General features: G+C 71.3%; 26 protein-coding genes. 16 read left to right on the top strand and 10 right to left on the bottom strand.

What is annotated here, in order from left to right; translation table 11 throughout:
* Nucleotides 1-480: 480 nt before the first annotated feature.
* From H288_RS0106140 to H288_RS0106130, 3 genes are all read right to left on the bottom strand, one after another.
* The gene (locus H288_RS0106140; RefSeq protein WP_234081041.1) at nt 481-1,029 is read right to left on the bottom strand and encodes a lipocalin-like domain-containing protein; all 549 of its coding nucleotides are present in this window, start codon (nt 1,027-1,029) and stop codon (nt 481-483) included.
* A gap of 146 nt (nt 1,030-1,175) precedes the next feature.
* A complete protein-coding gene (locus tag H288_RS0106135) occupies nt 1,176-2,300 on the bottom strand; it encodes a DUF2778 domain-containing protein (RefSeq protein WP_020091712.1) in 1,125 nt (374 codons plus the stop codon).
* 229 nt (nt 2,301-2,529) lie between these two features.
* On the bottom strand, nt 2,530-3,324 hold the full coding sequence (locus H288_RS0106130) for a lytic transglycosylase domain-containing protein (RefSeq protein WP_020091711.1): 795 nt from the start codon (nt 3,322-3,324) through the stop codon (nt 2,530-2,532).
* Between the two features lie 676 nt (nt 3,325-4,000).
* On the opposite strand from H288_RS0106130, the gene H288_RS0106125 reads away from it, so the two are divergent.
* Entirely contained in the window at nt 4,001-4,687 is a 687-nt protein-coding gene (locus H288_RS0106125; RefSeq protein WP_020091710.1) for a methyltransferase domain-containing protein, read from the top strand.
* 50 nt (nt 4,688-4,737) lie between these two features.
* Complete coding sequence (locus H288_RS0106120) at nt 4,738-5,349, top strand: membrane protein (protein WP_020091709.1); 612 nt, start codon at nt 4,738-4,740, stop codon at nt 5,347-5,349.
* A 40-nt stretch (nt 5,350-5,389) separates the two neighbouring features.
* On the opposite strand, the gene H288_RS0106115 is transcribed toward H288_RS0106120, so the two are convergent.
* Complete coding sequence (locus H288_RS0106115) at nt 5,390-7,081, bottom strand: aminotransferase class III-fold pyridoxal phosphate-dependent enzyme (RefSeq protein WP_020091708.1); 1,692 nt, start codon at nt 7,079-7,081, stop codon at nt 5,390-5,392.
* A 32-nt stretch (nt 7,082-7,113) separates the two neighbouring features.
* On the opposite strand from H288_RS0106115, the gene asd reads away from it, so the two are divergent.
* Nucleotides 7,114-8,025 (top strand): archaetidylserine decarboxylase, encoded by a 912-nt coding sequence (gene asd / locus H288_RS0106110; protein ID WP_020091707.1) that lies wholly within the window; start codon nt 7,114-7,116, stop codon nt 8,023-8,025.
* A 10-nt stretch (nt 8,026-8,035) separates the two neighbouring features.
* On the opposite strand, the gene H288_RS35880 is transcribed toward asd, so the two are convergent.
* From H288_RS35880 to H288_RS0106095, 4 genes are all read right to left on the bottom strand, one after another.
* The gene (locus tag H288_RS35880; protein WP_020091706.1) at nt 8,036-8,572 is read right to left on the bottom strand and encodes a methyl-accepting chemotaxis protein; all 537 of its coding nucleotides are present in this window, start codon (nt 8,570-8,572) and stop codon (nt 8,036-8,038) included.
* Complete coding sequence (locus H288_RS34740) at nt 8,572-9,702, bottom strand: Tar ligand binding domain-containing protein (RefSeq protein WP_244603201.1); 1,131 nt, start codon at nt 9,700-9,702, stop codon at nt 8,572-8,574. Before H288_RS34740 ends, H288_RS35880 begins: the two co-directional genes overlap by 1 nt.
* 399 nt (nt 9,703-10,101) lie before the next feature.
* Nucleotides 10,102-10,404, bottom strand: coding sequence for a hypothetical protein (locus H288_RS0106100; RefSeq protein ID WP_020091704.1), 303 nt, complete (start codon nt 10,402-10,404; stop codon nt 10,102-10,104).
* Between the two features lie 138 nt (nt 10,405-10,542).
* On the bottom strand, nt 10,543-11,253 hold the full coding sequence (locus H288_RS0106095) for a GntR family transcriptional regulator (protein WP_026604719.1): 711 nt from the start codon (nt 11,251-11,253) through the stop codon (nt 10,543-10,545).
* A gap of 112 nt (nt 11,254-11,365) precedes the next feature.
* On the opposite strand from H288_RS0106095, the gene H288_RS0106090 reads away from it, so the two are divergent.
* From H288_RS0106090 to H288_RS0106030, 13 genes are all read left to right on the top strand, one after another.
* Nucleotides 11,366-12,424 (top strand): alcohol dehydrogenase catalytic domain-containing protein, encoded by a 1,059-nt coding sequence (locus H288_RS0106090; RefSeq protein ID WP_020091702.1) that lies wholly within the window; start codon nt 11,366-11,368, stop codon nt 12,422-12,424.
* On the top strand, nt 12,421-13,437 hold the full coding sequence (locus H288_RS0106085) for an NAD(P)H-quinone oxidoreductase (RefSeq protein ID WP_026604718.1): 1,017 nt from the start codon (nt 12,421-12,423) through the stop codon (nt 13,435-13,437). The genes H288_RS0106090 and H288_RS0106085 overlap by 4 nt, the downstream gene beginning before the upstream one ends.
* Nucleotides 13,437-15,164 carry an acetolactate synthase catalytic subunit gene (locus H288_RS0106080; protein ID WP_020091700.1) on the top strand — a complete coding sequence of 576 codons (1,728 nt, stop codon included), beginning with the start codon at nt 13,437-13,439 and terminating at the stop codon, nt 15,162-15,164. Before H288_RS0106085 ends, H288_RS0106080 begins: the two co-directional genes overlap by 1 nt.
* 67 nt (nt 15,165-15,231) lie before the next feature.
* A complete protein-coding gene (locus H288_RS0106075) occupies nt 15,232-16,452 on the top strand; it encodes an ABC transporter substrate-binding protein (RefSeq protein ID WP_020091699.1) in 1,221 nt (406 codons plus the stop codon).
* 56 nt (nt 16,453-16,508) lie between these two features.
* On the top strand, nt 16,509-17,396 hold the full coding sequence (locus H288_RS0106070; protein WP_020091698.1) for a branched-chain amino acid ABC transporter permease: 888 nt from the start codon (nt 16,509-16,511) through the stop codon (nt 17,394-17,396).
* Between the two features lie 11 nt (nt 17,397-17,407).
* Nucleotides 17,408-19,249 (top strand): branched-chain amino acid ABC transporter ATP-binding protein/permease, encoded by a 1,842-nt coding sequence (locus H288_RS0106065; RefSeq protein WP_020091697.1) that lies wholly within the window; start codon nt 17,408-17,410, stop codon nt 19,247-19,249.
* Complete coding sequence (locus H288_RS0106060; RefSeq protein ID WP_020091696.1) at nt 19,236-19,940, top strand: ABC transporter ATP-binding protein; 705 nt, start codon at nt 19,236-19,238, stop codon at nt 19,938-19,940. The genes H288_RS0106065 and H288_RS0106060 overlap by 14 nt, the downstream gene beginning before the upstream one ends.
* A 1-nt stretch (nt 19,941) precedes the next feature.
* Nucleotides 19,942-20,748 (top strand): 3-oxoacyl-ACP reductase FabG, encoded by an 807-nt coding sequence (gene fabG, locus H288_RS0106055; RefSeq protein WP_020091695.1) that lies wholly within the window; start codon nt 19,942-19,944, stop codon nt 20,746-20,748.
* 40 nt (nt 20,749-20,788) lie between these two features.
* Entirely contained in the window at nt 20,789-21,598 is an 810-nt protein-coding gene (locus H288_RS0106050; RefSeq protein WP_026604716.1) for a shikimate dehydrogenase, read from the top strand.
* A gap of 33 nt (nt 21,599-21,631) precedes the next feature.
* A complete protein-coding gene (locus H288_RS0106045; protein WP_020091693.1) occupies nt 21,632-23,254 on the top strand; it encodes a GMC family oxidoreductase N-terminal domain-containing protein in 1,623 nt (540 codons plus the stop codon).
* Between the two features lie 142 nt (nt 23,255-23,396).
* Complete coding sequence (gene catC, locus H288_RS0106040; protein ID WP_020091692.1) at nt 23,397-23,681, top strand: muconolactone Delta-isomerase; 285 nt, start codon at nt 23,397-23,399, stop codon at nt 23,679-23,681.
* Nucleotides 23,682-23,694: 13 nt separating this feature from the next.
* Nucleotides 23,695-23,991 (top strand): YciI family protein, encoded by a 297-nt coding sequence (locus tag H288_RS0106035; protein ID WP_020091691.1) that lies wholly within the window; start codon nt 23,695-23,697, stop codon nt 23,989-23,991.
* Between the two features lie 82 nt (nt 23,992-24,073).
* The gene (locus tag H288_RS0106030; RefSeq protein WP_026604714.1) at nt 24,074-25,291 is read left to right on the top strand and encodes an ABC transporter substrate-binding protein; all 1,218 of its coding nucleotides are present in this window, start codon (nt 24,074-24,076) and stop codon (nt 25,289-25,291) included.
* 83 nt (nt 25,292-25,374) lie between these two features.
* Here the strand turns inward: H288_RS0106030 and H288_RS0106025 are convergent, their stop codons facing one another.
* A complete protein-coding gene (locus H288_RS0106025) occupies nt 25,375-26,103 on the bottom strand; it encodes a winged helix-turn-helix domain-containing protein (protein ID WP_020091689.1) in 729 nt (242 codons plus the stop codon).
* 144 nt (nt 26,104-26,247) lie between these two features.
* Entirely contained in the window at nt 26,248-26,538 is a 291-nt protein-coding gene (locus tag H288_RS0106020) for a hypothetical protein (RefSeq protein WP_020091688.1), read from the bottom strand.
* Nucleotides 26,539-26,636 lie beyond the last annotated feature (98 nt).

The raw sequence follows: 26,636 nt of genomic DNA, 5'->3' as shown, positions 1-26,636 counted from the left end.
CGAATCCCGCCCGTCCGGCCTTCCGGATCGTTTCCCCGTTCCCGTCGCGGCACGCTCGCGGTCTCGCTCAACCCGGCACGACGGTCCTGCCCTGGCCCGCATCGCGTCCGTCGTCCCCGAGCCGCACGGATCGTGGGACGACGGGGCGCGCTCGCGCGACGCAGAGGCCTTCCCTCCGCCTAGGCGCGCGATCTCGCCGGAGAACGGATCACCGGTTCAAGACCTCGCTCGCGCGGTGGCGCGATTGCCGGGTGGGCGGGAAGATGCTGGCTGGCTTGGCTCAGCAGATTGATGGTGGCCTCATAGAGGACGGGGCCTGAAAGGACAATTACTGCCAGGGTTGCAATCGCCGCCATCCTGTCAGTCCGTCGCGACGACCGGCGCGCATGGCGGCGACCCGCCGATAGACTGGCCGCGATCGGTCGCCCGGTCCGTCGCCCGGTCCGTCGCTCGACGCGACGGCGTGGCGAAGGCGCGCCGCTACGGGATGTGCTTGAACCGGATGATACTGCGCGACAGGCGGCCGTCATCCCAGTTGGGCATCACGCGCCAGGGAGTCGTGACGTCGGCGTAGTCGCCGTCGATATGGATGGTGCGGCGCTGCTCGGTGCCGACCCATTCGGGCGCCCACGCGGTCTGCACGCTGGTGACCCACTGGTCACCCTCGATCCGGTAGCGGCCGATATAGGCGACGAGGGTCTTCATCAGCGCGGCCCGCTCGGCGTCGGTGGTCGCCGGCGTGCGGGCGCTGCCCTCGAGGTTGAAGGCGACCCAGCCGTCCTTGGTGAAGATGACGCGACCGCGCGGCGTGCCGCCCATGGCGTCGACGAGCGTGCCGGTCTCCTTGTCCTCGACCTTGTAGGAGACGAGTTCCCAGGTGCCGACGATCCGGTCCGCCAAGCGCGCCCCGACCACCGCCGCGCCGACGCGGTCCGGCGCGGAGGCGCTCCAGGCCAAGTCGGCCGCCAGGACACCGGAGAGCGCCAGGAGGATTCGGACGGCCGCGGCGGCCGATCGTTGTGCGGGCATGGTCTGGACCGGGGACTCGCGTGTCGCGGCGCCGGAACGCGCCGCCACCGCGTTCTGCGGGCCGGCACGGCGCGTTCCAAGCGCCGCGCGAGCAGTGCTGGTAGACCGTCTGCGCGCTTGCGGCCGTTGCCGCGGGCGAGCCGTCGTCAGCCGCCGTTGCGGGCCATGCGGGTCGTGACCGTGCCGGCGGCGAGGCTCGGCAGCGGGTCCTGCGTGCCGCTGACGACCACCAGCCGCTGAACCTCGCCGCGCAGGAAGGCCTGGAGGAACCGGTCGTAGTCGCGGAACGATACGCAGCCGTTCGAGTCGCCGCGCGGGCCCAGCATATAGGTGTGTGCCAGCAGGCCGACACGGCCGTAGACCGCCTCGTTGCCGCCGACCGGCGTGAGGCGGATCGCCCGCACGCCGTGGAAGGGCCGTTCGCGCTCGGTGAGATCGTAGGTGCCGGGCGGAGTCGGGCCGCGCATCCGGACGTTGACGAGGCGCGGCTCGTCCAGCCCCTCGCCCAGGCCGGAATGCGCCTCCAGGCGCTCGCCGTTCGGAAGGGTCACGGTCCGGGCTGCGATGTTGTAGACCGCGATGCCGGCCGAGGGGCCCGGATCCCGGGCCGGGGCCAGCGGCGGCGAGACGCGCTGCTGCGGCGGCGCGACGTCAGCCGGCTTGCTCTCGAGCGCCGTGTAGGCCAGCGCCGGTCCGCGCTCGATGCCGAACAGCTTCTCGATGAACGAGCGCTCTTCGGGTTGGGGGATAGGCTGAGCCGCCTGCGGCATCTCGCGGCGCGCCATGCGCCGGTCGGACCGCCGGGCGAGTGCGGTGCCCGCGGGCCCGCGGAACTCGGGCGGACGGGGGATCGGCAGCGGGACCACCATCGCGCTGAGCGGTGTCTCGGTGACCTGCGTTCCGGGCTGCGCGTCGGCGCCGGCATCGGCGCTTTCGGGGACGGGTTCGGGCGTCAGCGAGGGTGGGGCGATCTGATTCCAGGCCCATCGTGACTGCGAATTGCCGAGGGCGTCGCGACCGGGCTCGGGCGATTCGGCGGCCTCCGGCTCGGCGGCGGCGGTCTCGGCCCTGTCCTCCGCGGACGGTGCGGGCACCGGCGCTTCCGTCCGGGCGTTCTCGATGCCGGTTATCGGGACCGGGGCGCGATGCAGGACGCTGCCCCCGAGGGCGGCGAGCGTCACCGCGCCGGTGAGCACCGTCAGGGGCGCGAGCCAAGTGCTGCGCGCGTTCCGGGTCTTGAGGCCGTCCAGCGGCACGGATTCGACAGCCATCGCGGTTGCCCATGCTCCTCGTCGCGAGGCGGGGCTTGCCGGCTGCCGCCTTCCGCACAGGATACGGATCCGCGGCGGGCGGACCGGCCCCGCTCAGCGTGAGACAGCGGGGTCGGGCCGGCTTTTCTGGGGCGATGCGATGGTCGATCTTGGCTCGATCGGGACCATTTTCGGGCGCGCCGCCGCAGTTCTCGCAATACGTCTCGGTCTATTCGAGGCCGAGATACTGCTAATTGTTGTCGATCTGGCGCCCGAGAATGGCGATCGCTTTCTCGTAGACCGGCGCCGCGTTCCAGCCCTGGATCGCCGCGAAGTTCGGCTCGCCGGGCTGGTAGCCGGCGCCGGCCCGCCAGCCATGCGCCTTGAGGAAATTGGCCGTGGACGACAGGGCGGCGCCGACGTTGTTGAGGTCGCCGGTGCCGTAGGCCAGCACGTTCTTCGGCAGGAACTGGGTGTGCCCGACCTCACCGTGCGCCGCGCCGCGGGTATTCGGTGTCAGGAGCCCGCGATCGACCAGGGTCAGCGCAGCGTAGAGCTGGTCCGTGAAGTATTCGGAACGCCGGCAATCGTAGGCGAGCGTCGCCACCGCGGAGAGCGTGTTGACGTTGCCGCGCACCGCGCCGAAGCCGGTCTCCATGCCCCAGATCGCCAGGAGCGGGCCCGGCGGAACGCCGTAGCGCTGCTCGATCGAGTCGAAGAGGGCCGCGTTCTGCTGCTTCAGCGCGCGGCCCCGCTTGACGATGGTCGGGCCGCCGCGCTTGGCGAGAAACTGCTCCAGCGACAGCTTGAAGCTGTGCTGCCCCCGGTCCGCCGAGATGGTGGCGGTCGAGTAGGTTGTGTTCTGCAGCGCCGCGAGGCTGGCCGCGCTGGCCCGGCCGCGCGCCTCCTCGGCGAATTGCCGCTTCCACGCATCGAAGCCGGCCGCGGTGTTGCCGCACTGCGCGGCCTGCGCCTGCCCGGCGCTGAGAGCGATCCCGGCGAAGGCCGCGACCGCGATGGTCTGACGCCGCAAATTCTCGATCACGCGAAACACTCCTTCGGCGCGTCGTCGCGCCCTGTCCTGCTGGGGATACCGGGTCACATCTCGTCGATATCAGGGCGAGAAAATGTCGAAGGCGCGACCTGCAGGCTTCCCGCCCTCAAATCATCGCGCATCTCGGGATCTGCGACGAGACCGCAACGGCAGGGTCTTCGGAGCATCGTGAACACCGCGTGTGCGAGAAGCCGACGCGCGGCCGATGCGCGGCCGAGGCGTTCGTCACCGGGCAAGATCAGGTAGCTCGAAGGGTCGCATATCACCCCTCGTGCATAGATGTGACGCGTGGCACATCAGTATTTTGCCAGCAAATGGAATGGCCGTTGGCGTGTTTGACGGACATGTCACAAGCTTGTCAAACGAACGACATAGCTTTGCCGGCGGAAAGACTTCTGCGGAGAGGCGGGGTGGGGTCGTTGATGATCCGGGCGGCGTGGCACGATCGAGATCCCGCCTCCCTCGCCCATTGTGACCGCCCCCTGCCTTGTCGCGACGCCGCTCGGCGCTCTCGAGGCGGACAAGCGCGAGCCCTTGGCTGGATCTTGGTCTGACCGACGGACGCGCGGTGACGCGAACTGAGCTGGTGAACGCCTGCCTCAGACCTGCAGCCCACGGTCGAGGCGAGCCGTCGGGCCGACCTAGCCGACAACGAGACAGGACGCCCATGGCCCTCGGAATGCACGACACCGGTTCCTCGCGCGCGGGCACGCTCGGGCCCGATCTCGACCGCGACGGCGTCGCCAAGGCCTACGGCCGCTGGGCCCCGGTCTACGATCTGGTCTTCGGGCCCGTCTTCGCGCAGGGCCGTACCCTGGCGGCGGCCGCCGCCGAACGGATCGGCGGCCGCATCCTGGAAGTCGGCGTCGGCACCGGCCTGTCGCTGCCGGCCTACAGGCGCGCCCGCAGCATCGTCGGCATCGATATCTCGGCCCCCATGCTCGAGAAGGCGCGTCAGCGCGTGGCGCGGCTGCGTCTGCGCAACGTGGAGCGCCTCGCCGTCATGGACGCCGAGCAGCTCGACTTCCCGGACGCCGCCTTCGACGTGGTGGTGGCGCAGTACGTCGTCACGGCTGTCCCCAATCCCGAGGCGGCGCTGGACGAGTTCGCCCGGGTGCTGCGCCCCGGCGGCGAGATCGTGATCACCACGCGGATCGGCGCCGAGGCCGGCCTGCGGCGCGCGGTGGAGCGCACCCTCGCTCCGGTGACGAGCCGCCTCGGATGGCGGACCGAGTTCGCCTGGGAGCGCTACGCGGCCTGGGCCGCCGGCGCGCCGGTGGAGATCGTCGAGCGCCGGGCGCTCCCGCCGCTCGGCCACTTCTCCCTGCTGCGCCTGCGCAAGCGCGCCGCCTGAACGCGCAACAGCTTCGACCAACCCACCACCATCGATCGGGGACCCACATCATGGCGAGTTTTCGGGAGGCACTGCGCGTTCAGCGCTGGGACGACCACCGCTACTATCACCACAACCGCGTCAATCAGAGCTTGCACGTGGTGAGCGCGATCAGCTTCCTGGTCGCCTACGCCCTGGCGTTCAGGGATCCGGCCACGGCGGCCCTGATCGGCTGGCTGGTGGCGATGACCTCGCGGCAGGCCGGCCACCTGTTCTTCGAGCCCAAGGGCTACGACCACGTCAACGACGCGACCCACGAGCACAAGGAGGAGATCAAGGTCGGCTACAACCTGCAGCGGAAGGTCGTGCTCCTGGCGATCTGGGCCCTGTCGCCCCTGCCGCTCTACTTCGACCCGAGCCTGTTCGGCCTGATCGCGCCGCACCAGAGCACCGCGGACCTGATCCGCAACGTCGGCTGGATCTGGCTGTGGCTGGCGCTCGCCGGCCTGCTGTTCCGGATGGTGCAGCTCTTCGTCCAGCGCGACGTCCAGACCGGCCTCGTCTGGGTGACCAAGATCCTCACCGACCCGTTCCACGACATCAAGCTCTACCACAAGGCGCCGCTGGCCCTGCTGCACGGCGAGCTGGTCGAGGAGCGGGAGCCGCACGAGCGCGGCGCCTGAGCGGGGGGCGCGCGCCGGGCCCGTTCCCCGGCGCGCCGGATCAACCCTGATCCGGTGCCCGCAGGCCCAGGCGGGCCCCGAGGCCGCCCAGACGGATGGCCGCGACCTCCCGCAGGATCGACCGGCGGATCGCCCTGTCGCTCGGCGCGCCGCCGTCCCACCAGCCGTCCGCCCGCATGGCCCGCGCCGCCGCCTCGAAGCGCGTCGCCACGGCCTCGAAGGCCGCGTCGTCGTACGCGAGGCTGAAGATCATCCGGCCGGTCCCGACCCACGACAGGGCCAGCCCCTCGGCGCGCAGGTAGAATTGCAGCATCCAGTTGTAGCGCGACGGCTCGGTGTACAGGACCGTCCACACCGTCGACATGTTGGCGACCCGCACCGGCAGGCCGGCCTCCGCCAGCCGGGCGTTCAGGTGACGTGCGCGCGCGTCCCAGGTCGCGTCGAGGTCGGCGTAGAGTGCGGCCACCGCCGGGCTGTCCAGCCGGTCGAGGAACGCGCCCATCGCTCCCATCACGTAGGGATGGGCGTTGAAGGTGCCCCGCGCGAAGCAGATGTCGACGGGCCGGTCCTCCCTGTACCGGCGCATCAGGTCGGCGCGCCCGCAGAGGACGCCGACCGGCAGGCCGCCCCCCAGGGTCTTGCCGTAGGTGACCATGTCGGCGCGCAGGCCGAAATACGCCTGCGCGCCGCCGCGGGCGAGCCGGAAGCCGAGGAAGACCTCGTCGAGGATCAGCACGATGCCGCGGGCACTGCACACCGCCCGGAGGTCGTGGAGCCACTTGGTGTAGGCGGCGCGGTCGAAGGACGCCCTGCGGCCGCTGTCGACCAGCGCGGAATCGGCCGGCGCGCCGGCATTCGGGTGCATCGCCTGGAGCGGGTTGACCAGGACGCAGGCGACGTCGCGGCGGCCGGCGAGCACCCGCAGCGTCCGTTCGGACATGTCGGCCAGGGTGAGCGTGTCGCGGGTCGGGACCGGGTTGCCGATGCCCGGCTGCACCTCGCCCCACCAGCCGTGATAGGCGCCGCACAGGCGGACGATCCGGCGGCGGCCGGTGTGGTAGCGGGCGAGCCGCACGGCCTGCATCACCGCCTCGGTCCCGGACATGTGGAACGAGACCTCGTCGAGGCCCGAGATCGCCTTCAGCCGCGCGACGTTGCCGGTGACGACCGGGTGGAGCGGCCCGAGCACGGGACCGAGGGCCGAGACCCGCGCCGCGCCCTCCTCCAGGCAGGCCCGATAGAAATCGACGCCGAACAGGTTCACGCCGTAGGAGCCGGCGAGGTCGTAGAAGACGTTGCCGTCGAGGTCCGTGACGGTGACGCCGGCGGCGGCGGCCGCGAAGGCGCCGGTGCCGAGATGGGCGCGCACGTGCCGGGCGTACTGGAACGGCACCCGGTAGAGCCCGGTGAACTGGAGATCCGAGAGCCCGTCGCGGACCGCCTCGGTCTCGGCGCGTGTCCGGGCGAAGCGCGCCCGGAACAGGTCGGAGAGCCGCGCGAAGCCGGCCTCGCGCCGGCGCGCCACCGCCTCGTCCGGATCGTCCGACCGGAAGAAGGCGCGCTCCGAGTAGGCGTAGTTCGGGATCAGCCCGGCGACGCGCCGGGCCATGCGGGCGTGGCCGGTGAGCGAGCGATGCTTCGCCCGGGAGAGCTGCAGGCGCTCGGCCGCCCGCGGCAGGGCGAGCACCGCGGCGACGGTGGTGGCGGACAGGGTGACGAGGAGCGCGGACATCGCCCCGCGCCCTACCGGAGGCGGTTCACGGCATGATGACGGTTTCCGGATCCCGGCTGCGGACGGTTCTGGCGCGTGTCGGGGCGCAGGAGGATCTCAACTTCCTGCTGACGAACCGCCTGCCGCGCCGTCTCGCCACCCGCTTCATGGGCTGGTTCAGCCGGATCGAGCAGCCGCTGATCCGCGACCTCTCGATATCGACCTGGCGGCTGTTCTGCGACGTCGACCTCCGCGACGCGCGGGAGACGCACTTCCCCAGCCTCCACGCCGCCTTCGTGCGGGCCCTGCGCCCCGGTGCCCGGCCGATCGCGGCCGATCCGGCCGTGCTCACGAGCCCCAGCGACGCGATCCTCGGGGCCCATGGGCGCATCGAGGCCGGACGCCTGTTCCAGATCAAGGGCCTGTCCTACCCGCTCGCCGACCTGCTCGGCGGGGATGTCGCGCTGGCGCGCGCCCACGAGGGCGGCAGCTACGCCACCCTGCGCCTGACGGCCGGGATGTATCACCGATTCCACGCGCCGCACGACCTGCGGGTCGAGTCGGTGCGCCATATCTGGGGCGACACCTGGAACGTGAATCCGATCGCCCTGAAACGCGTCGAGGCGCTGTTCTGCCGGAACGAGCGCGCCGTCCTGCGCCTGCGCCTCGCGGAGGGCGGCCACGCGGTGACGCTGGTGCCGGTGGCGGCCATCCTCGTTGCCGGGCTGCGGCTCGGCTTCCTGCCCGAGGGTCTCGCCCTGCGCGAGACGGGCGGACGGACCCTGCCCACCGCGGCGCGCCTCGCGAAGGGCGCCGAGATGGGCTGGTTCGAGCACGGCTCCACCATCGTGGTGCTGACGCCTCCGGGCTTCACGCTCTGCCCCGGGCTCGCCGTCGGATCGATCCTGCGGGTCGGCGAGCCCCTGATGCGGCTGCCACCGCTCCCCGGATCGCCCGGCCGCTGAGCGTGTCGCCTCAGGCGGCCCGCACCGCTGCCAGGTACTCCGCGACCGCCGCGTTCAGGGTCTCCGACTGTCGCGACAGGGCGGTGGCCGCGTCCAGGGCCGCGGCCGCGGTCCGGCCGGTCTCGCCCGCGGCCTGCGTGATGCGCCCGATCGTGACCGTGACCGCCTGGGTGCCGTCGGCGGCCTGGCTGACGTTCCGCACGATCTCCTGCGTCACCGCCTCCTGCTCCTCCATCGCGGCCGCGACGCCCGTGGCGATGGTCCGAAGGTCCAGGACAGCGGCGGTGATCGCCTGGATGACGTCGACCGCGCGGTGGGTCTCCTTCTGAATGGTCGCGACCTGTTCGGAGATCGTCTCGGTCGCCCGGACGGTCTGCGCCGCCAGCGCCTTGACCTCGGTGGCGACGACGGCGAAGCCGCGTCCCGCCTCCCCGGCGCGGGCCGCCTCGATGGTGGCATTCAGCGCGAGCAGGTTCGTCTGCGCGGCGATCCCGGCGATCAGGCTGACCACGGTCCCGATCCGCTCGGCGCCGTCGGCGAGGCTCATCACGAGGGTGTTCGTCTCGACGCCTCAGTGGCCGCGCGCCGGGCCATGTCCGAGGAGCGCGTGATCTGGCCGTTGATGGACCCGATCGACGTGGCCAGTTCCTCGCCGGCCGCCGCGACGGTCTGAACGTTGACCGCTGTCTGCTCGGCCGCCGAGGACACCTGGAGCAGCTGCGTCGCGGTCTCGCCGGCGCTCCGGTCCATCGTCGCGGCGGCGGCTTCCATGGACGAGGCGCTGGCGGACAGCGCCTCGGTCAGGCGATCCATCCGGGCACGGAACGCCGCGGTGGCGCTGTCCAACGTCTCGGCGCGGCGCGCCTTCGCGGCCGCCTCGTTGGCGGCGGCGGCATCCGTCGCGCGCTTCGCGACGAGCGCGTCCTTGAAGACCTGGACAGCCTTGAGCATCGCGCCGATCTCGTCGCCGCGGTCCGCACCGTCGATCCGCACGTCGAGGTCGCCCGCGGCGAGACGGGTCATCGTTGCCGTGGTCCGCGCGATCGGGCGGGTGACTTGGACGAGGATCACGCGGATGCCGTACCCGACCGCGAGCGCGGCCCCGGCGAGTGTCGCGAAGAGCAGGATTCGCAGGCGCCGCGCCATCGCGTCCGCGCGTTCGAACTCGGCGCGGGCCTCGCGGACCTGCAGGTCGGACAACTCGCCGATGGCCGCCGTCGTCGGACCCATCGCGCGGAGCAGATCGATCCGGGTCGCGGTCACAGCGTCGAGGTCCCCCTTCGTCAAGGCGCGGACGAGGTCGGTGACGATCGCCACGTCCCGATCGAATCGCGTCGTCAGGCTCGCGACGAGCTGTGCCTCCTCGGGCGTGAGGTACGTGGTCAGGTAGGCGGACCAGGCTTCCTTCGCCCGTGCCAGCTGGCGATCGAGGATCGTCACGGCTTCGGACGCCTGAATCGCGTGGAACTCGAAATCCCGCGTCGCGGTCAGCATGGCATCGAAGGCATCGCGCATCGCGCCGAACTGGCTGAGCGGCATGACCCTGTCAGCGTAGATCGATTCGAGGCCCCGGAAATCTCTGTAGAGCGCGTAATTGCTGAGCGCTGCTGATCCTACGAGGAGTGTACCCAGCACCCCGAGAAGCGCGAAAAGCCTACCTTTGATCGTGTGAATCATCGATGGCGACCGTATCGTAGTCGGAGTCTCGAGCGACGATGGCGGTCTAACACTCCGCATGAGCGTTTCAAGAATTTTCATGTCCTTCGAGACGGCGATACCGTGAAAATTTCACGCCGTAGGATCTGGTTTTTTGAGAAAAACGACAGTTTATTGAGATCAAGATTTGTTCATCGGTTCGATCGTGCGAGCAATGTTAATTCTGTTCCTCGGATGGACGTTGAAACGCGGGCGTTCAGGTGATGCGTCCAGTTCGATGCCGGCGGCTCCGTGAACGCCGCGCAGCACCACAGCTACGACTCGCGCACAGCGCCGTCGATTCTGCGGAACGGTGTCCTGCTGTAGCCCGGTGTACAGACCTTCGGGTGGCGGGCCGCGTTCGACGACGAAGCCTGCCGCTCAGCGCTGCACGGCCTCGATATCATCCTCGTAGATCGAGTCCGGCTGGCAGGCGTGCCATTCCTTCTTCTCGTCCGCCTGCCCCTTGCGGCCCCAGCAATAGCCCGCCTGCGCCAAGCGTCCGCTCAGCCGATCGCGCAGCCGACACTGCTCACGCGTGATGGCGGGATCGCCGGTGCTCTCGCAGGCGCGTGCGGCGTTCGCCTCGGCCGTCAGCAATTCCGGGACGGTCGGAAGCTGCTGCTGGGCGCGCGCGCCCGTGGCGGCGAAGACCAGAGCGAGGACGGCGAGATCGGCGCGCATGGGCGCACGATAATCGAGCTCCGGCGTTCCGCAACCGCGGGCCAATCGACGCCGGCGCCTTTGGGGCCGTGGCCGCCGAGGTCGGCTCGTTGCTTCGGCCATCGATCGATCGCTCATGGACTCTCCGCGAGCCGGTCATCACCCTGTGGCGGCCGCGCGGACATGCGCGAACAGGCCGCTCCCGCCGCGCTCGATGTCCTCGCGCACGGCATCCCGGGCCGCCTCCGGGTCACCGCGGCGCAGGGCGTCGATGATGCGGCGATGGGGGTGCGGCTCCCAGTCGGGGACGCCGTCATCGTAGAGGTGCGACAGGATCGGGCCGCAGCGCACCCACAGCAACTCCACGATCTCGTACAGGATCGGCATCTGTCCGAGCCTGCACAGCGTCAGGTGAAACTCGGTGTTGAGGTTCACCGCCCGCGCGAAGTCGCGGCTCGCGTGACAGTGCGAGATCTGCGCGTGGATCGCCTCGAGGTCGTCGACCTCGGCCGCGCGGCTGGCTGCCCCAGCGGCGGCGGCACGCCCCTCGAGATCGGTGCGGATCGCCCGGATCTCCAGGAGCTGATCCAGGGTCAGGCGGGGCACGACGACGCTGCCGCGCGCGTCGAGGGCGAGGGCCTTCTCGGCGACGAGCCTGAGAAGGGCCTCGCGCATGGGGGTCGCGCTGATGCCGAACCGGGCCGACATCGGCCGGAGCCGCAGGCGCGTGTCGGGTCGCAACTGCCCGCGCATCAGCGCGACGCGCAGCTCGCGGTAGGCCCGCTCGCTCAGGCTCTCCTTGACGATCGGACGGACCCAGTCCGGCACGATATCGCCTGTTTCCGGTTCGGACGCCGAAGCGCTTGACATATTCCTCCCCTTCGTCCGATGTTTGTTATAACAAATTACGCCTAGCGTCGACGGCACGTGCCGCGAGGCAGGCCGCCGGGCCGGCAGGCTCGGCGGGAGACAGGGGACGGAAATGCTTGCGTTACGCAAGGCGACCGCCGCCTTCGGGGCGGACCTCGTCCACGTCGATGCGCCCGCTGCCCCGGGCACGGGACGCGTCACCGTCGCGGTCGCCGCGGCCGGCATCTGCGGCAGCGACATCCACGCCTTCGAGTGGACCCCGGGCTACGGGTTCATGACCGCGTTCATGCCGGTCACTCTCGGTCACGAGTTCTCCGGGACGGTCCGGGCGGTGGGGGACGGCGTGACCGCGCTCGCGGTCGGCGACCGAGTCACCTGCTGGCCGACGGTGCCGTGCGGCGCCTGCGCGGCCTGCGCCGCCGCGCGGCCGCAGGATTGCCAGGGCCGCCGCATCGTCGGCCTGCACGCCGACGGGGCCTTCGCCGAGCAGGTCGTCGTCCCGGCCGACAATTGCCGCCGCCTGCCGGACGGGTTGCCGCTGACCGTCGCGGCCCTGGCGGAGCCGCTTGCGGTCGCGGTCAACGCGGTGGATGTCGCGGAGGTCGGTCCCGGCGACCGCGTGGCGGTGCTCGGGCCGGGCCCGATCGGCCTCTGCATCGCCTTCGTGGCACAGCAGCGGGGCGCGGACGTGCTGCTCGCCGGGCTCGACGACGCCGCGCGCCTCGACCTCGCCCGGCGGATCGGCATCCGCCACACGGTCGATCTCGCCGACATCGGCCTGGACGACGCCGTCCGGCGCACCTTCGACGGGGAGGCCGACCGGGTGGTCGAGGCGACCGGTTCCGCCCGGTCGGTCAGTGACGGGTTGGCCGTCCTGCGCTCGGGCGGCGTGATGGTGGTGGCCGGCATCCATTCCGGCTCCCTCGACCTCGACCTGACGGGTTTCGTGCGCAGCAAGCAGCAGCTGCGCGCGGCCCACGACACGACGGCCCGCGCCTTCGACGCCGCGCTCGCGCTCCTCGCGGCGCATGCCGGGACGCTGGCGGCGCTGATCACCCACCGCCGCCCCCTCGCGGAAGCCGGGGCGGCGTTCGAGCTGGCGCGCAGCCGGCAGGCCATGAAGGTGCTGCTTCTCCCGGAAGCGGCGGCGAGCCGGGAAACGGAGCGATGAGCATGGGCATGCGAGCCGTGATCGCCGACGGACAGGGCGGTCCCGAGGTCCTCCGGATCGTCGAGCGTCCGCGCCCGGAGCCGGGACAGGGCCAGGTGCTCGTGCGCGTCGAGGCCGCGGGCATCAACCGTCCGGACGTGATGCAGCGCGAGGGCCGCTACCCGCCGCCCCCCGGCGCCTCGGACGTGCTCGGGCTCGAACTCGCCGGGATCGTCGAGGCGCTCGGGCCCGGCGCGGGCCGCTTCCGGACCGGGGACCGGGTGATGGCGCTGGTCCATAGCGGCGCCTACGCCGAGTGGGCCGTCGTCGACGAGGCGGTCGCTCTGCCCGTGCCGGAGGGCCTCCCGGCGGTCGAGGCGGGGGCGATCCCCGAGACCTACTTCACCGTCTGGAGCAACGTGTTCGAGCGCGCCCGGCTGCAGGCGGGCGAGAGCCTCCTGATCCACGGCGGCTCCTCGGGTATCGGCACCACGGCGATCCTGCTGGCGAAGGCCCGGGGCGCCCGGGTGATCGTCACCGCGGGCTCGCCCGAGAAATGCGCGGCCTGCCTGACGCTCGGCGCGGACGCGGCCATCGATTATCGGCGGGAGGATTTCGTCGCCGCGGCCAAGGCCGCCACCGGCGGGAGCGGGCCCGACGTGATCCTCGACATGGTCGGCGGCCCCTACATCGCCCGCAACCTCGATGCCGTGGCGGTCGACGGGCGCATCGCGCAGATCGCCTTCCAGCAGGGCTCGCGCGTGGCGGAGATCGACTTCCAGCCGCTGCTGATGAAGCGGGTGACGCTCACGGGCTCGACGCTGCGCGCCCGGCCGGTGGCCCTGAAGGCGCGCCTCGCCGAAGCCCTCGCCGAGCACGTCCTGCCGCTGCTCGCGGCGGGCCGCGCGCGGCCGCCGATCGATTCCGTGTTCCCGTTCGAGCGGGTCGCGGAGGCCCATGCCCGCATGGATGCGGGCCAGCATATCGGGAAGATCGTCCTGTCGATGGGCGACGCCGCGCACGGGAGCCGCTGATGTCCGAGATGTCCGAGCGCGCCAACATGACCGGTGCCCACGCCCTCGCGGCCGCGCTCCACCGGCACGGCGTCCGCGACGTGTTCGGCCAGAGCATCCCCTCGGCGCTGTTCCTGGCCGCGCCGCACCACGGCATCCGCCAGATCGGCTACCGCACCGAGAACGCGGGCGCCGCCATGGCCGACGCCTACGCGCGGATCTCCGGCCGGGTCGCGGTGGTCGCGGCCCAGAACGGTCCCGCCGCGAGCCTGCTGGTGCCGGGCCTCGCGGAAGCCCTGAAGGCCTCGATTCCGGTCGTGGCGATCGTCCAGGACGTCCACCGCCGCTTCACCGACCGGAACGCCTTCCAGGAACTGGACCACCTCGCCCTGTTCGCGGGCGTCGCCAAGTGGGTCCGCCGGGTCGCGGTCGCCGAGCGCATCGACGACTACGTCGACATGGCCTTCGCGGTCGCGGCCTCCGGGCGGCCCGGGCCGGCGGTGCTGCTGGTGCCCCTGGACCTCCTCGACGAGCGGCCGGACTTCGAGGCCGCCGCGCCGCGCCGGTCGGCGATCCTGGGCACCTACCCCCTCGACCGCACGGTCGCCGACCCGGCCCGGATCGCCGAGGCCGCGGACCTGATCGCCGGCGCGCGGCGTCCCCTCGTGATCGCGGGCGGCGGCGTCCATTCCTCCGGGGCCTACCCGGAACTCGCCGCCCTGCAGGGTCTCGGACTGCCGGTCGCCACCACGGTGATGGGCAAGGGGGCCGTCGCCGAGACCGACCCGCTCTCCGTCGGCGTCGTCGGGTACTTCATGTCGCCGCGGGCGCGCTCGTCCCACCTGCGCAGCCTCGTCACGGAGGCCGACGTCGTCCTCCTCGTCGGCAACCGCACCAACCAGAACGGCACTGACAGCTGGTCGCTCTACCCGGCGGACGCCCGCTTCATCCATCTCGACGTCGACGGGGGCGAGGTCGGCCGCAACTACGAGGCCCTGCGCCTCGTCGGCGACGCCAAGCTGACCCTCGCCGCCCTCGCCGAGGCGCTCCGGCAGCGCGACCTCGCGGGATTGGAGGGCCGCCGCGCGCCGCTCGCCGACACGATCGCCCGCGCCCGCGAGGCCCAGGCCGGCGACATGGCCCGCCTCGTCGACATGGAGGCCGCGCCGATCCGGCCGGAGCGGATCATGGCGGAGATCGACGCGGTCACGACCGCCGAGACCGTCGTCGTCGCCGACGCGAGCTACGCCTCGATCTGGATCGCCAACTTCCTGACGGCGCGGAAGGCCGGCCAGCGCTTCCTGACGCCGCGCGGCATCGCGGGCCTCGGCTGGGGCCTGCCCTTCGCCCTCGGCGCCAAGGCCGCCCGCCCGGACGCGCCCGTGATCTGCGTGACCGGCGACGGCGGCTTCGGCCACGTCTGGTCGGAGCTGGAGACGGCGCGGCGCATGCGGCTGCCGGTCATCGTCGTCGTCCTGAACAACCAGATCCTCGGCTACCAGAAGCACGCGGAGCTGAGCCTGTTCGGCGACTTCACCGACGTCTGCGACTTCGAGGCGGTCGACCACGCCGCCATCTCGCGGGCCTGCGGCTGTGCCGGGACGCGGGTCGAGCGCCCCGAGGATCTCGCACCGGCGCTGCGCGACGCGCTCGCCGGCGGCGCCGTGACGGTGATCGACGTGATCACCGACCAGCGCGCCTACCCGCCGATCACCAGCTTCGAGGGCAAGGACGCCCTCGCCTACTGACGCCGACGATTGACCCGACCGGAAGGCGCGCGAAGCGCCGGGTCGACGACTGACACGGGAGGAAACGATGAGAGTTCTGGCGCGTGCACTCGCCGCCGCCCTCGTGCTGGGCGCCGCGGCCCAGGCGGCGGGACCGACGACGGCCCGAGCCGCCGACGTGAAATTCGGCGCGCTCTTCCCGTTCAGCGGGCAGCTCGCCCTGCTCGGCGAGGAGAGCGCCCGGGGCGTCGAGATCGCCGTCGACGAGATCAACGCCGCCGGCGGCGTCCAGGGGCAGAAGGTGGTGCTCGCCCGCGGCGACGCCGTCGACAACAACCAGGCGATCGGCGAGGCACGCCGCCTCATCTCCCTGGAGAAGGTGGCGGCGATCTTCGGCTCCTACTCGTCCGCCCGCTCCATCGCCGCGAGCCAGGTGGCCGAGCTGTCCGGCATCCCGTATTTCGAGCTCGGCGCGGTGGCCGAGGAGGTCACCGGGCGCGGGCTGCAATATCTCTACCGCACCAACCCGACGGCCGAGGACATGGCCAAGCTGGCGGTGGAGATGATCGTCAACAAGGTCGCCGCCGGGCTCGGCAAGAAGCCCGAGGACCTGAAGGTCGGCATCATCTACGAGGATTCGAGCTACGGCACGTCGGTGGCGGGCTTCCAGAAGAAGTTCGCCGCCCAGGCCAAGCTCAACGTCGTGACCGCGCAGGGCTACCCCGCCTCGACGGTCGACATGTCCTCCCTCGTCCTCGACCTGAAGGGGCGCGGCATCGACGTCCTGCTCCAGACGTCCTACCAAAACGATTCCGTGCTGTTCCTGCAGCAGGCCAACGAGGCGGGCTTCAAGCCGGGCGCCATCATCGGCGGCGGCGGCGGCTACTCGATGCAGCCCACCGCCGACGCGGTCGGCCACAAGGTCATGGAGGGCGTGCTCGACACGGATTTCACACAGTACCTCGTCAACACGAAGTACACGCCCGGTATCGAGAACTTCGTCGCGGCCTATCAGAAGAAGTACGGGAGCGCCCCGCGCTCCGGGCACTCCCTGAACAACTACGTCGGCGCCAAGCTCATCCTCGAGGCCATCGGCAAGGCGAAGGGCTTCGAGCCCGACACCATCGTCAAGGCCGTCCAGGCCATCGACGTGAAGGACGGCGTCACCGCGGTCGGCTACGGGTTCAAGTTCGGCAAGAACAACCAGAATGAGCGCGCCGCGATGATGGGCATGCAGTGGCAGGGCGGCAAGCTCGTCACGGTCTATCCCGACAGCGCCGCCGTCGCGCCCATGGAGATGCGTAAGTAACCGCAGGTCTCCGAAGGTAACAGCGCCGCCGTCACGCAGGTCCACGGAGATCGGGGATGGACGTCTTCCTCCAAGTGCTCGCCAACGGGGTGATGCTCGGCGGCCTGTTCGCGATCGTCAGCGTCGGGCTGACCCTGATCTTCGGCATCGTGAAGGTCGTGAACTTCGCCCACGGCGAGTTCCTGATGGTCGGGATGTACCTGACCTATCTCGCGGTGACCGGGCTCGGGCTGCACCCCTTCGCGGCGGTGATCCTCGTCGTGCCGGTCCTGTTCCTGCTGGGCGCCCTCACCCAGCGGTTCCTGATCCAGCCCCTGCTCGCCGCTGGCGACCATCACATCCAGATCTTCGCCACGGTGGGCCTGTCGACGGTGCTGATCAACCTCGCCCTCCTCGTCTTCGGGGCCGACATCGCCAACACGCCGCCGTCGGGCCTGCGCCAGCCGCTGGAGATCGGCCCGGTCCGGGTGCTGCTCGGGCAGGTGGTGATCCTCGGATCCGCGATCGTGCTGGTGGCGGGGCTCCAGATGTTCCTGGCGCGCACCCGCACGGGCCGGGCGATCCGCGCGGTCGCCCAGAACCGCGCGGCGGCCGAGCTGATGGGCATCGACGTCGACCGGATCTACGCCCTGACCTTCGGCATCGGCGCGGCCTGCGTCGGGGTGGCGGCGGTGCTGATCGCGCCGCTCTACCCGACCTCGCCCAACAGCGGCACCTACTTCGTGCTGATCGCCTTCGTGGTCGTCGTGCTCGGCGGCCTCGGCTCCATCCGCGGCGCCTTCGTCGGAGCGATCCTGATCGGCCTGATCGACAGCGTCACGGGCTTCTACGTCGGCGCCGACATGCGCGAGGTCGCGGTCTTCGGCGTGTTCCTGGCGATCCTGATCCTGAAGCCCTCGGGCCTCTTCGGGCGGCAGCTGCGGCTGTCCCACGTCTCGCCGTGAGGGAGCCCGCGATGACCGATATCCCGCTCGCCGCAGCACCGTCCGCGGCCCCGACAGCCGCACCGTCCGCCGCACAGTCCGCCGCATCGTCCGCCTTCCCGCGCCGGGGCGCGGCAGCGCTGGCGCTCGTCCTCGCGGCCCTGGTGGCGGTGCCGGTCGCGGTCGGCAACCCGTTCATCTACCACGTCTTCATCACGATCTGCGTCTTCGCCGCGCTCTCGACCGCCTGGAACATCGTCGGCGGCTACGCCGGCCAGCTCTCCCTCGGCCACGGCATCTTCTACGGTCTCGGCGCCTATTGCGGGATGCTGCTCGTCGGCGCCGGGATCAGCCCGTGGATCGGCATGGTGGCCGGCGCCGCCCTCGCCGTGCTGGTGGCGCTGGCGATCAGCTACCCGTGCTTCCGGCTGCACGGGCCGTTCTTCTCGCTGGCGACCATCGCCTTCCTCGAAGTCTTCCGCGTCCTGGCGCTGCATTTCCGGGACCTGACCGGCGGCGCTACCGGTCTGATGATCCCGCTGAAGTTCGGCTGGACGTGGATGGTGTTCCGGGATCGCTGGCCGCCGCTGGCCATCGCCTTCGGGCTCCTCCTGCTGACCCTGGCGGTCGCGTGGTGGATGCGCAGCCACCGGATCGGCTTCTATCTCGTCGCCACCCGCGAGCGGGAATCGGCCGCGCGCGCCGCGGGCGTGCGCACGGTGCGGGTGCGGCTCGTCGCCGTGGCGGTGTCGGGGGGGCTCACCGCGATGGTCGGTACCTTCCACGCCATGTACCTGACCTTCATCGAGCCGGCGGCGATGTTCTCGCTGACCCTGTCGATCCAGATCGCGATGTTCGCGCTGATCGGCGGACTCGGCACGGTGTTCGGGCCGCTCCTCGGCGCGCTGCTCCTCGTGCCGATCACCGAGCTGGCCCGCGGCTGGCTCGGCGCCAAGGCCCTGGGGCTCCACGGCCTCGTCTACGGCCTCGTTCTGGTGCTCGTCGTCCTGTTCCTGCCCAACGGGCTGATGGGCCTCGTGTCCCGCTTCGCGCGGGCCCGCGCTGGCGGCCGCGGCGCGCAGGCGGCGTCGGTTCCGGCCGTTCCGCGGGCCCCGGAGCGGCCGCCGGTCGGCGCGGACCTGATCCGGGTCGAGGGCCTGCAGAAGCGCTTCGGCGGCCTGCACGTCACCAACGATGTCGGCTTCACGCTCCGGGAGGGCGAGATCCTCGGCCTGATCGGCCCCAACGGGGCGGGCAAGACCACCGTCTTCAACATGATCTCGGGCTTCCTCAAGCCCGATGCCGGCACGGTGAGCGTCCGCGCGCCGGACGGGACGTGGCACCGGCCGGGCCGGCCGTCGGATTTCGCGACGCTCGGCGTCGGCCGCACCTTCCAGATCGTGCAGCCCTTCGCGGCCATGACGGTCGAGGAGAACATCATGGTCGGCGCGTTCCACCGCCACGGCGACGTCCGCGAGGCCCGGGCGGTCGCGCGCGAGACCGCCGAGCGGATGGGGCTCGCGCCCTGGCTCGGGAGCGAGGCGCGCGGCCTCACCATCGGGGGCCTCAAGCGGCTCGAGGTCGCCCGCGTGATGGCGATGCGCCCGCGCGTGCTGCTGCTCGACGAGGTCATGGCCGGCATCAACCAGACCGACGTGCGCCGCGCCATCGACCTGATGCTGTCGATCCGCGACACCGGCGTCAGCATCATCGCGATCGAGCACGTCATGCAGGCGGTGATGGCGCTCTCCGACCGGGTGATCGTCCTGAGTTCCGGGCAGATCATCGCCCAGGGCAGCCCGCAGGATGTGGTGCGCGACGCAGCCGTGATCGAGGCGTATCTCGGCAAGGAGTTCGCCCATGCTCACGCTTGAGCGCGTGGATGCCGGTTACGGCGCGACCAGCATCCTGCACGCCGTCTCGCTCGAGGTGCGCGCCGGCGAGGTGGTGACGATCGTCGGCGCGAACGGGGCCGGCAAGACGACGACGCTGCGGACCATCGCGGGCCTGGTGAAGCCCACCCGCGGCCGGATCCTGTTCGAGGACGAGGACGTCACCCGGCTCTCGGGCCACGAGATGGTGGCGCGCGGCGTCACCCTGATCCCGGAGGGGCGCCAGCTCTTCCCCGAGATGACGGTGCGGGAGAACCTGCTGATGGGCGCCTACCGCCGCGCGGCGCGCGAGCGCCAGTCGGAGACGCTCGCGGACGTGCTCGACCTGTTCCCCCGGGTGCGCGAGCGCCTCGACCAGAATGCCGGCTCCCTCTCGGGCGGCGAGCAGCAGATGGTGGCCATCGCCCGCGGGATGATGGCCCGTCCCAAGCTCCTGATGTTCGACGAGCCCTCGCTGGGCCTCGCCCCGATCGTGGTGGCGCAGGTCTTCGCGGTGGTGGACCGGATCGTGAAGACCGGCGCCACCGTCCTGATCGTCGAGCAGAACGTGTTCCACACGCTGCAGGTGGCCGACCGGGGCTACGTTCTGGAGAACGGCGAGATCGTCCTCGCCGACGCGTCCGCGGCCCTGCTCGACAACGACCACGTCCGACGCGCCTATCTGGGGATCTGAGATGACCGAGCGGCAGACGAACCCCGAGGCGATCGTCCGGCGCGCGAGCCACGCCGGACGGCGCGTCCTCGTCACGGGGGCCGGCCGCGGGATCGGCCGGGCGATCGCGGAGGGGTTCGGCGCGCGGGGCGCCCTGGTGGGCGTGGCCGACGTGAACCCGGACGACGTCGCGGCGACCGTCGCGGCGATCGAGGGCGGAGACGGTCGCGCCCTGCCGCTGCGCCTCGACGTCGCCGACTACGCGGCCGTCGAGGCGGCCCTGTCGGAGGCCGCCGCCGCGATGGGCGGCGCGTTCGACACGGTGGTCAACAACGCCGGCATCTCGCCCAAGCACGACGGGGCGGCCCACCGGGTCTGGGAGATGGACCCGGCGGAGTGGAGCCGCGTCGTCGCGGTCAACCTGACGGGGGCGTTCAACACCGTCCGCGCGCTGGCGCCCGCGATGTGCCCGGCCGGGCGCGGCTGGATCGTCAACATGTCGTCGGTGGCGGCCAAGACCCACTCCCCGATCGTCGCCTGCCACTACGCGGCCTCGAAGGCCGGCCTGATCGGGCTCACCAAGCACCTCGCGGCCGAGCTCGGCCCGTTCGGCATCCGCGTCAACGCGATCGCGCCGGGGCGGATCGAGACCCCGATGGTCCGGGCGGTGGGCCGCGCCGTCAACGACGAGCAGGTGCGCCTGACCCCGATGGGCCGGCTCGGCGCCCCCGAGGAAGTCGCGGATCTCGCCCTCTACCTGACCTCCGCCGAGGCCAGCTTCGTCACCGGCCAGACCGTCGACGTCGCCGGCGGCCTCTACATGACGTGAGCCGGGACCGGTCGGACAGGCGATGGACGGGAGGACGGCCATGAGCAGCGCGGTCACCGCGGCCGGGATCACCGGGCGGACCCGGGTCTACGGGATCCTGGCGGACCCGATCTACCACGTGAAGGCGCCCGAGGTGATGGGGGCGCTCTTCGCCCGCCACGGCGTGGACGGCGTCCTCGTCCCGCTGCACGTGACGGCGGACGGCCTCGCCGCCGTGATGGACGGGCTGCGGCACCTGCGCAATTTCGGCGGCTTCATCGCCACGGTCCCGCACAAGACCGCGATGACCGGCCTGTGCGACGCCCTCACCCGGGAGGCCGAGCAGATCGGGGCGGTCAACTGCGTCCGGCGGGAGGCGGACGGGCGCATGGTCGGCACGATGCTCGACGGGATCGGCTTCGTCGAGGCGCTGCGCGCCTCGGGCCTGGAGCCGCGCGGCCGGAGCGCGGCGCTGGCGGGGGCCGGCGGCGCGGCGAGCGCCATCGCCTTCGCGCTCGCCGAGGCCGGTGTCGCCCGCCTGACGATCCTGAACCGCACCGCCGACCGCGCCCAAGCGCTGGCGGAGCGCCTGCGCGCCGCCTATCCCGGGCTGGCGGTCGCGGCCGAAGGCGTCCAGGCGGAGCACGATCTCCTCGTCAACGGCACGTCGCTCGGGATGCGCCCGCAGGACGCCGCCCCCTTCGACCTGGGCGCCCTCCACGCCGGCCAGTTCGTCGCCGAGGCGATCATGGATCCGGAGATTACGCCGCTGCTCGCCGCCGCGCTGAGGGCGGGCTGCCGCGTCCAGAAGGGCCTGCCGATGCTGGAGTGTCAGATCGCCCTGATGGCCCGCCACATGGGCGCCCTCTGAGGCGGGAACCGGGGACTGAGCTTGGGGCGCACCGTGGGACCGACCGACATCGACGCCGTCGCGGCCGGCGCGTTCGACTACGTGATCGTGGGCGGCGGCACCGCGGGCTGCGTCCTGGCCAACCGCCTGACCGAGTCCGGGACGCACCGGGTCCTGCTCCTCGAGGCGGGGGGACGGGCGCGCAGCCCCTGGGTCGCGATCCCGGCGGGCTTCAGCCGCCTGCTCCAGCACCCATCCTACAACTGGCGGTTCCGGACCGAGCCCGAGGCGGCGACCGGCGGCCGGGTGATCGCGGTCCCGCGGGGCAAGGGCCTCGGCGGGTCGACGCTGATCAACGGCATGATCTACGTGCGCGGACAGCCGCAGGATTACGATGCCTGGGCGCAGGCCGGGTGCCGCGGCTGGGGATTCTCGGACGTGCTCCCCTATTTCCGCAGGCTCGAGGATTACGAGGGCGGCCGCGAACCGTTGCGCGCCCGCGGCGGTCCGCTGCCGCTGACGGAAGTGGCCGAACGTCCTGCGATCGCGGAGGCCTTCATCGCCGCCGCGCAGGCGGCAGGCTACCCGCGCAATCCCGACTACAACGCGGAGAGCCAGGACGGCTTCGGCTACTACCAAGTGAACCAGCGGCGCGGCCGGCGGGTCAGCGCCGCCGATGCCTATCTGCGGCCGGCCCTGGCCCGCCCGAACCTCGCCGTCGTGACCGACGCGCACGTCCTGCGGCTGACCTTCGACGCGGGTCGGGCGAGCGGCGTCGCCGCTCTGGTCGGCGGCCGCGAGCGGCTCTTCCGCTTCCGCGGGGAAGTGATCCTCGCCGCGGGTGCGGCCCAGACCCCGCAGATCCTGGAACTGTCCGGCCTCGGCGATCCGGCGATCCTCGGAGGGCTCGGCGTCGCCGTGCGGCGCGCCCTCCCCGGCGTCGGCGCCAACTACATGGACCATTACTGCACGCGCATGAACTGGCGCGTGCGCCTGCCGGTGACGCTGAACGAGCAGACCCGCGGCCTGCGCCTCGGCCTCGCGGCGGCGCGCTACCTCGCGACGCGGCAGGGCATCCTGGCGCTGGGGACCGGTCTCGCCCACGGCTTCGTGCGCACCCGGCCGGGGCTCGACGGGCCCGACGTGCAGTACTTCTTCATGCACGCGAGCTACGCCAACGCCGCCGAGCGCAAGCTCGACCGCCTGCCCGGCATGACGATCGGCGTCACGCAGTTGCGACCGGAATCGCGCGGGACGATCCACGCCGCGTCGCCCGACCCGCTCGCGCCGCCCGCCATCCGCCCGAACTTCCTCGCCACCGCGGAGGATCGCCGGGCGATGGTCGAGGGCATGAAGATCGCCCGCGCCATCGTCGCGCAGGCGCCGATGGAGCGCTTCCGCGGGGCCGAGCTCAACCCCGGTCCGGACTGCCGGACCGACGCGGACTGGCTCGATTTCGCGCGCCGCGACGGCCAGACGATCTACCACATCTGCGGCACGTGCCGCATGGGCGACGATCCGGATTCGGTGACGGATCCCAGCCTGCGCGTGCGCGGCGTGGCCGGCCTTCGGGTGGCCGACGCCTCGATCATGCCGCGCATCGTCTCCGGCAACACGCAGGCCGCGGTGTTCATGATCGCCGAGAAGGCCGCCGACCTGATCCTTGCCGATGCCTGATCCGGTCTGGCCATCGGGCGCCGCGGCGCGTACGGCAGCCCCGCGCCGGTCTCGGCCGCGTCTCGGCGTCGTCCGGCGCTTCGCGACGCAGCAGACCGCAGGTCAAACGCCCCGGCACGACCGGCGGCAGAGGTTCGACGTCATGCTCTACATGGTCCACATGCAGGTCAACATTCCGGCGTCCCTCCCGAAGGAGGAGGCGGCTCGCCTGAAGGCCGAGGAGAAGGCCTACGCCCAGAAGCTCCAGCAAGATGGCCGATGGCGGCATCTCTGGCGCATCGCCGGGCAGTACGCCAATTACAGTGTCTTCGACGTGGCGGGAAACGATGAACTTCACGAAGTCCTGAGTTCGCTGCCGCTCTACCCGTATATGGCGATCAGCGTGACGCCGCTGGCGCAGCATCCCTCCGCGATCGCGGCCAACTGACCGGACCACCGCCATGCCTTACATGATCGAGACCTTCGACAAGGCCGGGAGCCTGGACGTCCGCAGGGCGAACCGCGCGGAGCATCTCGTCTACCTCGACCGGATCAAGGACCGGCTCCTGGCCTGCGGCGCGAAGCTGAACGACGACGGGAGCGACGCCGGCGGCGGCCTCTACGTCGTCGACGTCGAGACCCGCGCGGAGGCCGAGGCGCTCATCCACGCGGACCCGTTCTACAAGGTCGGGCTCTTCGAGCGCGTCGAGATCCGGCGCTGGCGCAAGGCCTACCTGGACGGCCGCAGCTATCTCTGAGACCGAGGGAACGCGGTTTCGAAGGACAGGCGGCCTTCCGGTACGGGGCAGCCGCTGAAGAACAAGAGATTGGGAGGAAACAATGATCCGTCGTCCTTGGGTGGCGGCCGCCGCGTTCGGCGCCGCTGCCCTCACCGCCCTGCCCGCCTCCGCGCAGTACGCGGATGGCGGCATCAAGATCGGCATCCTGACCGACATGTCCGGCGGATACTCGGATCTGGCCGGCCGCGGCTCGGTGACGGCCGCGCAGCTCGCGGTCGAGGATTTCGGACGTCCGATCAACGGTCGGAAGGTCGAGCTCGTCTTCGCCGATCACCAGAACAAGGCGGACATCGCCTCGTCGATCGCGCGCCGGTGGTTCGATACCGAGGGCGTCGACGCCATCTTCGACACCAATTCCTCGGTCGCCGGGCTGGCGGTGCGCGAGGTCGCGCGCAGCAAGGGCAAGATCGACATCAACTCCGGCGCCGGCTCCATGGCACTGACCAACGCCGCGTGCTCGCCGACCGGCGCCCACTGGTCGTGGGATACCCACTCGCTCGCGGCCGGCACCGCCGCGGCGCTGGCGGACGATCCGAAGAACACGTGGTTCTTCATCACGGCCGACTACACCTTCGGGCACGATCTGGAGGCGCAGGTCACCCGGGTCGTGAACGCCAAGGGCGGCACGGTGCTCGGGTCGGTCAAGCACCCGTTCCCCAATCCGGATTTCTCATCCTACCTGCTGCAGGCACAAGCGTCGGGCGCGAAGATCATCGGCATGGCCAACGCCGGTGCCGACACGATCAACACCATCAAGCAGGCAAGCGAGTTCGGCATCCTGCAGGGTGGCCAGAGGCTGGGCGGGCTCAACATCTTCCTGACCGACATCTACTCCGTCGGATTGCCGGCGGCGCAGGGCATGATCCTGACGACGGGCTTCTACTGGGACATGGACGACCAGACGCGCGCCTTCGCGCGGCGCTTCGGCGAGCGGATGGGCGGCCGGATGCCGACCATGGTCCAGGCCGGCGACTACTCGGCGGTTCTCCACTTCCTGAAGGCGGCCGAAGCCGCCGGCACGGATGACGGCCTGAAGGTGATGGCCAAGATGCGCGAGCTGCCGATCCAGGACTTCTTCGCCCGCAACGCCACGCTGCGCCCGGACGGCCGCATGGTCCACGACATGTACCTCGCCCAGGTGAAGTCCCCGGCGGAATCGACGGGGCCCTGGGACTTCTACAAGATCCTGAAGACGATCCCGGGCGACCAGGCGTTCCAGCCGCTCTCCGAGAGCACGTGCAAGCTGGTGAAGGGCTGACGCGCGCCTTCGCGGCTCGTCGCTCACAGGGGGGCGCGGGCCGTGCACCCCTGTCTCCACCGGGGTCGCCGCTCGCGACGGCCCTAGTGGGACGTGCTCTCGACCGCGGCGGCGAAGACGTAGCCGACCCCGCGCTCGGTCACGATGAGCTTCGGGTCGCTGGGCCTGCGCTCGATCTTCCGGCGCAGCCGCAGGATCTGCACGTCGATGCAGCGATCGAAGACGTCGTCGTGGACGCGGGTGACCTGGAGCAGGTACTCGCGCGTGAGCGGACGCTGAGGTGCGTCGAGGAACGCCGCCAGGAGCGCGTAGTCGCGCTTGCCCAGGACGACCTCTTTTCCGTCGGGATTGATCAGACGCCGGCGTCGGCGGTTCAGGACCCAGCCGTCGAAGCGCCGGCACGGCGCCTCCGCCGGACGGGACGAGGCCTGCGCCGCGACGCGGCGGAGGACGACGCGCACGCGCGCCAGGAATTCGCGCAGGCCGTAGGGTTTGACGATGTAGTCGTCGGCGCCGAGTTCGAGGCCGAGCACGCGGTCGAACTCCTCGCAGCGATGGGCCGTCGTCAGGATGACGGGAACATCGCTCACCGCGCGCAGGTCCCGCAGCAGGTCGAGGCCGTTCTCCGCGCCCGGGCGAAGATTGAGCACCACGAGGTTGAACTGCGACGGATCCGCGAGCTCTCCGCGCGCCTCGGCCCGCGTCGACGCCGGGACGACGTCGACCCCGTGCCCGTCGAGGTATCCGGAGACGACACGCTGAACCTCCGCGTCATCGTCGACGAGCAGAATGCGCAGGCCGTGATGATGCATAAGCGATGCTCCTCCGGAGTCCCGACTGGCGCGATCATCGGAGCAGCGGTCCGAAGGTGTCCGGCCGTCCCGGGGCGGCCGGATGCGCGTCGTCATCCCGTCGCCTGCCGATCGGCTTGGCCGCTGCTCCCACGGCGTGACGGTTCATCGGCAGGCCCGCTCGTAGCGGCCCCACACCGGGCTGAAGAACAGGCGACAGTCGCCGAAAAAGCCGCCCGCGGCGTATCCGCCCGCCGGGCTCCACCAGCCATGGCCGCCGAAGCGGTGATGGAAGCCGTGATGGAAGCCCCCGTGGTGGAAGCCGTGATGGAAGCCGCCATGGTGCCCGAAGCTTCCTTGCCCGAAGCCGCGCGCTTCGGCTCGTCCGGGCACGGTCGCCAGGGCGGCGAGGGCGAGACAGGACAGGATCGCGGTCTTCGTCGAGGTGATCGTCATGAGATGTCTCCCGTTGCGATACGGGGACGATGCACCGGAGAGCCCGGGGTGGACTGTGACCCGGGTCACAGTTTCAGTGTGATCCTCCGGCCGGTCAG

This window comes from Methylobacterium sp. 285MFTsu5.1 (assembly GCF_000383455.1).
Classification (GTDB): Bacteria; Pseudomonadota; Alphaproteobacteria; order Rhizobiales; family Beijerinckiaceae; genus Methylobacterium.
Note: the sequence above shows the minus strand (reverse complement) of the source record. Positions and strands in the feature narration are given on the sequence as shown.

What these genes read in the sequence shown, in the direction of transcription:
- H288_RS0106140 (WP_234081041.1), bottom strand. Translation starts at nt 1,029, where the DNA reads ATGCCCGCACAACGATCGGCCGCCGCGGCCGTCCGAATCCTCCTGGCG.
- H288_RS0106135 (WP_020091712.1), bottom strand. Translation starts at nt 2,300, where the DNA reads ATGGCTGTCGAATCCGTGCCGCTGGACGGCCTCAAGACCCGGAACGCG.
- H288_RS0106125 (WP_020091710.1), top strand. Translation starts at nt 4,001, where the DNA reads ATGGCCCTCGGAATGCACGACACCGGTTCCTCGCGCGCGGGCACGCTC.
- H288_RS0106120 (WP_020091709.1), top strand. Translation starts at nt 4,738, where the DNA reads ATGGCGAGTTTTCGGGAGGCACTGCGCGTTCAGCGCTGGGACGACCAC.
- H288_RS0106115 (WP_020091708.1), bottom strand. Translation starts at nt 7,081, where the DNA reads ATGTCCGCGCTCCTCGTCACCCTGTCCGCCACCACCGTCGCCGCGGTG.
- asd (WP_020091707.1), top strand. Translation starts at nt 7,114, where the DNA reads ATGATGACGGTTTCCGGATCCCGGCTGCGGACGGTTCTGGCGCGTGTC.
- H288_RS35880 (WP_020091706.1), bottom strand. Translation starts at nt 8,572, where the DNA reads ATGAGCCTCGCCGACGGCGCCGAGCGGATCGGGACCGTGGTCAGCCTG.
- H288_RS34740 (WP_244603201.1), bottom strand. Translation starts at nt 9,702, where the DNA reads ATGATTCACACGATCAAAGGTAGGCTTTTCGCGCTTCTCGGGGTGCTG.
- H288_RS0106100 (WP_020091704.1), bottom strand. Translation starts at nt 10,404, where the DNA reads ATGCGCGCCGATCTCGCCGTCCTCGCTCTGGTCTTCGCCGCCACGGGC.
- H288_RS0106095 (WP_026604719.1), bottom strand. Translation starts at nt 11,253, where the DNA reads ATGTCAAGCGCTTCGGCGTCCGAACCGGAAACAGGCGATATCGTGCCG.
- H288_RS0106090 (WP_020091702.1), top strand. Translation starts at nt 11,366, where the DNA reads ATGCTTGCGTTACGCAAGGCGACCGCCGCCTTCGGGGCGGACCTCGTC.
- H288_RS0106085 (WP_026604718.1), top strand. Translation starts at nt 12,421, where the DNA reads ATGAGCATGGGCATGCGAGCCGTGATCGCCGACGGACAGGGCGGTCCC.
- H288_RS0106080 (WP_020091700.1), top strand. Translation starts at nt 13,437, where the DNA reads ATGTCCGAGATGTCCGAGCGCGCCAACATGACCGGTGCCCACGCCCTC.
- H288_RS0106075 (WP_020091699.1), top strand. Translation starts at nt 15,232, where the DNA reads ATGAGAGTTCTGGCGCGTGCACTCGCCGCCGCCCTCGTGCTGGGCGCC.
- H288_RS0106070 (WP_020091698.1), top strand. Translation starts at nt 16,509, where the DNA reads ATGGACGTCTTCCTCCAAGTGCTCGCCAACGGGGTGATGCTCGGCGGC.
- H288_RS0106065 (WP_020091697.1), top strand. Translation starts at nt 17,408, where the DNA reads ATGACCGATATCCCGCTCGCCGCAGCACCGTCCGCGGCCCCGACAGCC.
- H288_RS0106060 (WP_020091696.1), top strand. Translation starts at nt 19,236, where the DNA reads ATGCTCACGCTTGAGCGCGTGGATGCCGGTTACGGCGCGACCAGCATC.
- fabG (WP_020091695.1), top strand. Translation starts at nt 19,942, where the DNA reads ATGACCGAGCGGCAGACGAACCCCGAGGCGATCGTCCGGCGCGCGAGC.
- H288_RS0106050 (WP_026604716.1), top strand. Translation starts at nt 20,789, where the DNA reads ATGAGCAGCGCGGTCACCGCGGCCGGGATCACCGGGCGGACCCGGGTC.
- catC (WP_020091692.1), top strand. Translation starts at nt 23,397, where the DNA reads ATGCTCTACATGGTCCACATGCAGGTCAACATTCCGGCGTCCCTCCCG.
- H288_RS0106035 (WP_020091691.1), top strand. Translation starts at nt 23,695, where the DNA reads ATGCCTTACATGATCGAGACCTTCGACAAGGCCGGGAGCCTGGACGTC.
- H288_RS0106030 (WP_026604714.1), top strand. Translation starts at nt 24,074, where the DNA reads ATGATCCGTCGTCCTTGGGTGGCGGCCGCCGCGTTCGGCGCCGCTGCC.
- H288_RS0106025 (WP_020091689.1), bottom strand. Translation starts at nt 26,103, where the DNA reads ATGCATCATCACGGCCTGCGCATTCTGCTCGTCGACGATGACGCGGAG.
- H288_RS0106020 (WP_020091688.1), bottom strand. Translation starts at nt 26,538, where the DNA reads ATGACGATCACCTCGACGAAGACCGCGATCCTGTCCTGTCTCGCCCTC.